Raw genomic sequence first — 6,087 nt, forward strand, 5'->3', positions numbered from 1 at the left:
ATCGTATCTAACTGAGGGAGCACAATAAGAAAATGGGATAGCCGAAGCCATCCCATTCTTTAACTCTTACACCCAGTTAGCTCAATAACAATTACTCTTGTTCTATTGTAATTTTGCCATCAGTCAAGACTTCAAGCCAATCATTGGTACTATTAAAACATATTCTTATGTGCTTAAATTGTTCAATTTCATCATAAGGATTGTTAACCTTATATAATCTCAATTGTTCTCTAAGGTATTTTGAGTTTAATACTTCATAAACTTTTTGATTGCTATTTGCGTACTTGATTTATTATCCTTGGTTCCTTTACAATTTCATGTTTTAGTCCCTGGTTGTTTCGGACTATACTAAACAACGTATTGTTGACTAATTGTTGATAAATTTGCAATCTACGATCATCGTTTAAACGGAACCCATACCCACGTTCGACTACCTAAACTCTTGTCAGCTTATCTGGATTTCGAACGGCGTATATCCTAGCGATCTTTCCGCGGCGGGGTTGTATAAAGATAGCGGCCACGATTTCGTCTTCCGTTCGAATCAATATACCAGTTTCACCGTTCAGCGGAACAATCTCAAAGTGAACCTTTTCTTGAAAATTGAAAGCTGTGTCCTCGAACCCTTTGAGCAAGACTCGAGCTACACGATCACGCATTTGAACTGGATGCCTAAACGCGGTTGCTTTTCCGCCTCCATCGGCGACGAACATAACGTCCTCAGTCAATAGAGACAATAGATGATTGACGTTACCTTCCTCGAGAGATGTGAGAAACCGGCTTACCCATTTCGAATCGACCGCTTCGGCCATGACCGTTTCCTCCTCGGATATTTCCATCTTGCTTCTTGCCCGACTCATCAGCTTGCGGCAATTCGCCTCTCGTTTGCCGAGTAGTTCAGCTATTTCGGAATAATTGAAGTCCATCGCCTCACGCAGGACGAAAACCACCCGTTCTGTCGGCGTCAACCGCTCTAACAGTACGAGCATAGCGTACGACAATAGATCGCTACGTACAACCGTCATTTCTAGCGTAGCCTCCGGCGTCTGAATCGGTTCGGGGAGCCATGAACCGACGTACACTTCCCTCCTCTTTCGCGCCGACTTCTGCAGATCGAGACAGCGATTGGTTACCATTTTGCACAAATACGCCTTTGGCTCCTCCAAACGCTCCAGATGTGCGTGATACGCCTTAAAAAACACATCCTGCACCACATCTTCCGCGTCTTCTGCAGAGCCTGTCAACTGATAAGCCAATGTGAACAACAGCGCTTTATATTGATGATAAAGTTCATCCATTCGTTGTCTCTCCTTTTTCGGGCTGTTAGAAATATAGCAATCTTGGTCCCTATGTTTCTATAGAAGCTTACTGCCTGCATCCCATGCAAGATTTCTGAATTTCCACGCAAATTTTCCCGTTATAATCATATCAAATCCCCATTTACGCCCCCACACCAATCCGCGATTTTCCCCAAGGCCGATGCAGAAGAAATCCATCACCGATTTGTGAACCGGCGCGGGGCTGCCTTCCAGGTCGGCCTTTACGATTTTTCCCAGTCGATCTGCCTGTAACCCACCTTCTCCGCACCTCATCCGATCCGCCTTGCCGGTTTTCGGGTCGACGACTCTCGTACAGTCGCCAATGCTGTAAACACCCGGAGCCCCTTGAACGCGATAGGATTCATCCACCAGCACTTGGCCATCAGGAGTAAGTGGCAAGCCCATAGTGCGAAGGGCTGGATTCGGAATCAGACCAATCGTCCATATACATAGACCAACCTGCAGACGATCGCTGTTGTTCAACGTCACAACTCCTGCTTCCTCCCGCATTACCTTGCGGTTGTAAAGCACTGTCACTCCACATTCGCTAAGTATCTGATCCAATTTTCGTCCAACTTTCTCCGGTCCTTCCATGAACAATCGTTCCTGTGCACTTAGTAAATAGACAGAGATATCAGACGGGTTCAGTCCTAGTGATGATGCCTCTTTCTGCATCTCAAGTGCCAGCTCGGCGGATGTCTCAATCCCACTGATGCCCGCCCCCGCAACTGCGATTGTCATCAGTCGCTTTCGTTCTTTCGGATTAGTCTCACCAACAGCTTGCTGTAGATTGGCACGCCAGCGCTCCCGGATGTCTGCCGCAGTTTGCAGATCGGTTAAAGAAATGCCACCCTGATCAGAATCAGGTTGCCGAACGACGCTACCTACCGCCACGACTAAAAGGTCATAACGAATTCGAGCATCATTTCCTTGCGTATCCTTATATCGAATCTGTTTTTCCCCACTATCCACAAACGTAACCGTCCCTTGCACGAATTCGACTCCTTCTAAAAACTCATAATGGGTCCAGGGAATCATAATATCTTCCTTGCCCACGGCCGGCCGGAACATCAGCACTTTGCGTACATGACCTGGCTGTTTATCTAATAGAACAAACCGAATCCTCTGTCCGTTCGCCATTTTCCGAGTTTTTTCCTTTATTGCTTTGAGCGCACCAAGCCCTACATGGCCGCCTCCGATGATTATGCATGTCAAGTCGTTCATCATTACTCAGCTCCTTTTTTCGCTTCGTACATATAACGAGGTAAGGATCTGATTTGTGACATCTGTAATGAGCAAATGAGAACCTTTTGTTAAAATTTTTAGCTGTGAATAGCACCACCAGCAAAATGCGAATTGACAACGGTAAGTAAATTCCAGAAAAAAAAGCCCAATTCTCAGTATTAAATTGAGAAATTGGGATTTTTGTTACTCCATAAAAGCGCCCGATTGAGTAAGATCAACATAATTATTATGATTGCTACTTTAGCTAGTGGAACTAACGCACCCGTTAGTTCCACAAGGAAAAGACAGCATTGGTAACTGTTCATTCATTTCATTAAAAAATAGCTAACTGTTGCAATTAATAAATTCGGTAGCCCAATCAATAATATAGAATTAGTTAGTAAAAATCTCTGTTTTCTATCTTCTTTTGATTCAGATTGTAAATTTCTGCCCAATCTATCCCCATCTACGAATGCTCCAGTAAACAATGCACTTAATACCAGTGAGATAATTCCGACAACTCCAGTAATTTTATACAATAAAGTGAAATCGCTTAAAAAAACTGAAATGAGGAAAGCTACCACCACGATACCAATTCCTCCAACAAGTTTCTTAATTTAGTAACACATCCTTACTGTTTTTTTGTATTTTATTTCGATTTATTTCCATTTTAATTATAACATTTTCTGGATTTTTATTGATGCATTAATTTTCCATTCTTATAAAAGTAAACTGCTTCGTTAGTAAAAAAGCGACTGTTCATCTTGAACGATCGCACCCGTTACTTTAAATACAATCCTTCACAAATTAGATCATTTTTCGTGATATTCTAATTTGAAAAAGAAATTCCGATTTTTTATTACTATTACTGTAGTTAAAATAAGTAAAAGAACGGTTTGTATGACTTTACTCATTGGGTGTGTTGAAAATAATTCATTGAAAACCCCCGCTGAAATATGAAAAACGATTGCAACAATAATATTTCGTCCTGTTTTATAGTATAACCAGTTCATCAATAGAACGAAGGGAATGAGACTAACCACAAAATTTATAGAATATATTACCCCTGTTTCGACTAGATTGCTTTGATAATAACCTTTAATAAAACCTAGAGGGAAATGCCAAAATGCCCAGAAAATAGCGAAAATCATAGAAACAGTGAAAAGATTAAATCGTTTTCGTAAGCTGTCTGTGCCATATGAGTGCCAAGCCAATTCTTCTAGTATTGGAGCAAAAAAGAGCAAAAACCAGGCTGGAAAAATACCTGCTGAAAATGAAGACTTTTCTGAGAGTGCAAATTGTGAGGAACTATATCCGAAAAGCAAGGAAATTGCCTGTGCAAGAAGAATACTCGTGATCATAAGAAAACAGGTTACAATAATGTAAAATGGTTTTATGGTATTGAAATTAAAAAACCTGTTCAATAAATCCTTTCGTAAGTAAGAATCTGGGAGTATTAAAACACAAGCAATGACCAATGGAGTCGATAAGCCAATAAGTCCCAAAATGCTTACTAAGATAACATATAGATTTCTACTGGGTTCAATATGACTGATATATGCAGCAATAAACCACAATATCCACGGAACTACAATGGATAATCCATAGAACAAAATTGGATGCCGATATTTCTCGATTGCCATTTCTTTTACTCCTTTTTATTTTTATCTTACTTTAAACCTATTAAGATTTAATATTTTAAATATTAAGTTAATGTTTATTTTTGGTAAGTATTCTATCCGGGATTTTTTATATTAAATTGACCAAACCTTCCACTAATCAGCCATTTAGCTTAATAAGTCCTAATAAAAAAAGCGTTAATCCTTCTTGGATTAACGCTACCCGTTAGCTGAGGAAGAAACCAATTAAGTAAAAATTACTTTTTATTTTTTTCTCTATTATCAAAAGCAATTTCAATAAAGAATAATAATAAAACGGCAATGATTTCTGTTTTCAATGGAATTGTAATGCTATCCATATATTCATCCACCGTATGCAATGCTAGCCAAGTAAATGTGCAATCAATAACCATCCGTATTACAAATAATTTATATTTACCTGTTACATATCGAGATGACAACTTGATTAAAGTTATAGAGCATAAATCCACTCCACCACCAAAAAGAAGCAACAACAACAAAAATCCTATAAGGGAGTATGGTGATGTATATCGTACTCCAAATAAATTAAAAAGACCTACAAATCCAAAGAATATACTCCCAATAACAAACGTAATGGCAATGACAACCACGAGTGTTATAGCTGTAAAAACCAATACTTTTTCGAATAAATCCAAATCTCTAAATCGATTTTTTTTATTTTTACGATTCATTATTTAGAAACAATTCCTTTTTCGTAAACTTTCAAATTAATAACATTTATCGCCCATCATTATAACATACCTTCTTTGACTAACCTGCTTACGTTACTTGAACAAGCACCTTCTTTTCTTTTGTATATTCGTCCCACTGAGCAACTTACCCCGCCCAATTAATTCATAAATTGTTTCTCATTAATATTTCAGATAAAGACTTCATAAACTAAGTCCATTATTAATGAGGAGTGCATTTTAAATGAAAAAAATATTGTTTTATACAGTTCTTTTATTATTTACCTTTTTTTCTTATCAAACAAATACATTCGCATCCACGAAAAGTCGCGAGGCATATGAAAAAACAGGGCGGGTTATTTGGGAAGTAAACACCAAGGAAAAATTAGTTGCCCTTACTTTTGATGATGGACCTCACCCTGTGTTTACTCCTCAAATACTTGACATATTATCTAAACATAATGCTAAAGCTACCTTTTTTGTAGCTGGCAATAAAGTAATAAGATTTCCTGATATTTTAAAACAGGAAGTAAAAGAAGGACACGAAATTGCCAATCATACTTTTCACCATATATATGGTTATAAAATTACCTCTGCTAAACTAACAACAGAATTAGAAGAAACAGATAAAATTATACAGAAGTTTACAGGTTTTAAACCGTCACTCTATCGTCCCGTAGGAGGTATTTACAATGACATGATTATTAAAACTGCTATAAAAAACGGTAAGGAAGTCGTATTATGGTCATGGGATCAAGATTCTCGTGATTGGGCTAACCCACCCTCTAATCAAATTTGTAACTATATAACAAAAGGAGTAAAGCCAGGTAATATCATCCTATTTCATGATTGGCATGGTAGTGAATTTACTCATACATGTCAAACAGTTAATGCATTAGATAACATTTTGGACTTTTTAGACAAGAAAGGGTATAAATGTGTAACAGTATCAGAATTGCTCTACCGCTCGACACAAATAATTCCTGACTCTTTAGAAATTTTTCCTTCAAAGAGAGAAAAATCTTCTCACATTGATTTAATGTTTTAAATGCATTTTTCGCATAATGGGTCTATTGTGTAGTTTCATTTACTTATGTCTCATTTTTTACTTAATACTCCCTTTATAGAATCAATTCCTTTTACTCAATTCCCTTTAAAATAAGATATTCTTATTTTGGTGCTATTAGGGATTCCTTCTTGATACAGATAGGTAAGGGT

General features: G+C 37.8%; 6 protein-coding genes. 1 reads left to right on the top strand and 5 read right to left on the bottom strand.

What is annotated here, in order from left to right; all coding sequences use genetic code 11:
* Nucleotides 1-434: 434 nt before the first annotated feature.
* The 5 genes from sigJ to ABES02_RS28980 form a co-directional block, all read right to left on the bottom strand.
* Nucleotides 435-1,295, bottom strand: a complete 861-nt coding sequence (gene sigJ, locus ABES02_RS28960; protein ID WP_430141350.1) for an RNA polymerase sigma factor SigJ — start codon at nt 1,293-1,295, stop codon at nt 435-437.
* A gap of 57 nt (nt 1,296-1,352) precedes the next feature.
* On the bottom strand, nt 1,353-2,540 hold the full coding sequence (locus tag ABES02_RS28965) for an NAD(P)/FAD-dependent oxidoreductase (RefSeq protein ID WP_430141360.1): 1,188 nt from the start codon (nt 2,538-2,540) through the stop codon (nt 1,353-1,355).
* A 326-nt stretch (nt 2,541-2,866) separates the two neighbouring features.
* Nucleotides 2,867-3,127 (bottom strand): DUF5316 domain-containing protein, encoded by a 261-nt coding sequence (locus ABES02_RS28970; RefSeq protein ID WP_430141352.1) that lies wholly within the window; start codon nt 3,125-3,127, stop codon nt 2,867-2,869.
* Nucleotides 3,128-3,352: 225 nt separating this feature from the next.
* On the bottom strand, nt 3,353-4,183 hold the full coding sequence (locus ABES02_RS28975) for a CPBP family intramembrane glutamic endopeptidase (RefSeq protein WP_430141355.1): 831 nt from the start codon (nt 4,181-4,183) through the stop codon (nt 3,353-3,355).
* 233 nt (nt 4,184-4,416) lie between these two features.
* The gene (locus ABES02_RS28980; protein WP_430141357.1) at nt 4,417-4,872 is read right to left on the bottom strand and encodes a YrvL family regulatory protein; all 456 of its coding nucleotides are present in this window, start codon (nt 4,870-4,872) and stop codon (nt 4,417-4,419) included.
* A 241-nt stretch (nt 4,873-5,113) separates the two neighbouring features.
* On the opposite strand from ABES02_RS28980, the gene ABES02_RS28985 reads away from it, so the two are divergent.
* Complete coding sequence (locus tag ABES02_RS28985) at nt 5,114-5,917, top strand: polysaccharide deacetylase family protein (protein WP_430141359.1); 804 nt, start codon at nt 5,114-5,116, stop codon at nt 5,915-5,917.
* The last annotated feature ends 170 nt before the right edge of the window (nt 5,918-6,087 follow it).

The sequence above is a fragment of the Neobacillus pocheonensis genome, from assembly GCF_050477905.1.
GTDB lineage: Bacteria > Bacillota > Bacilli > Bacillales > Cytobacillaceae > Neobacillus > Neobacillus pocheonensis_A.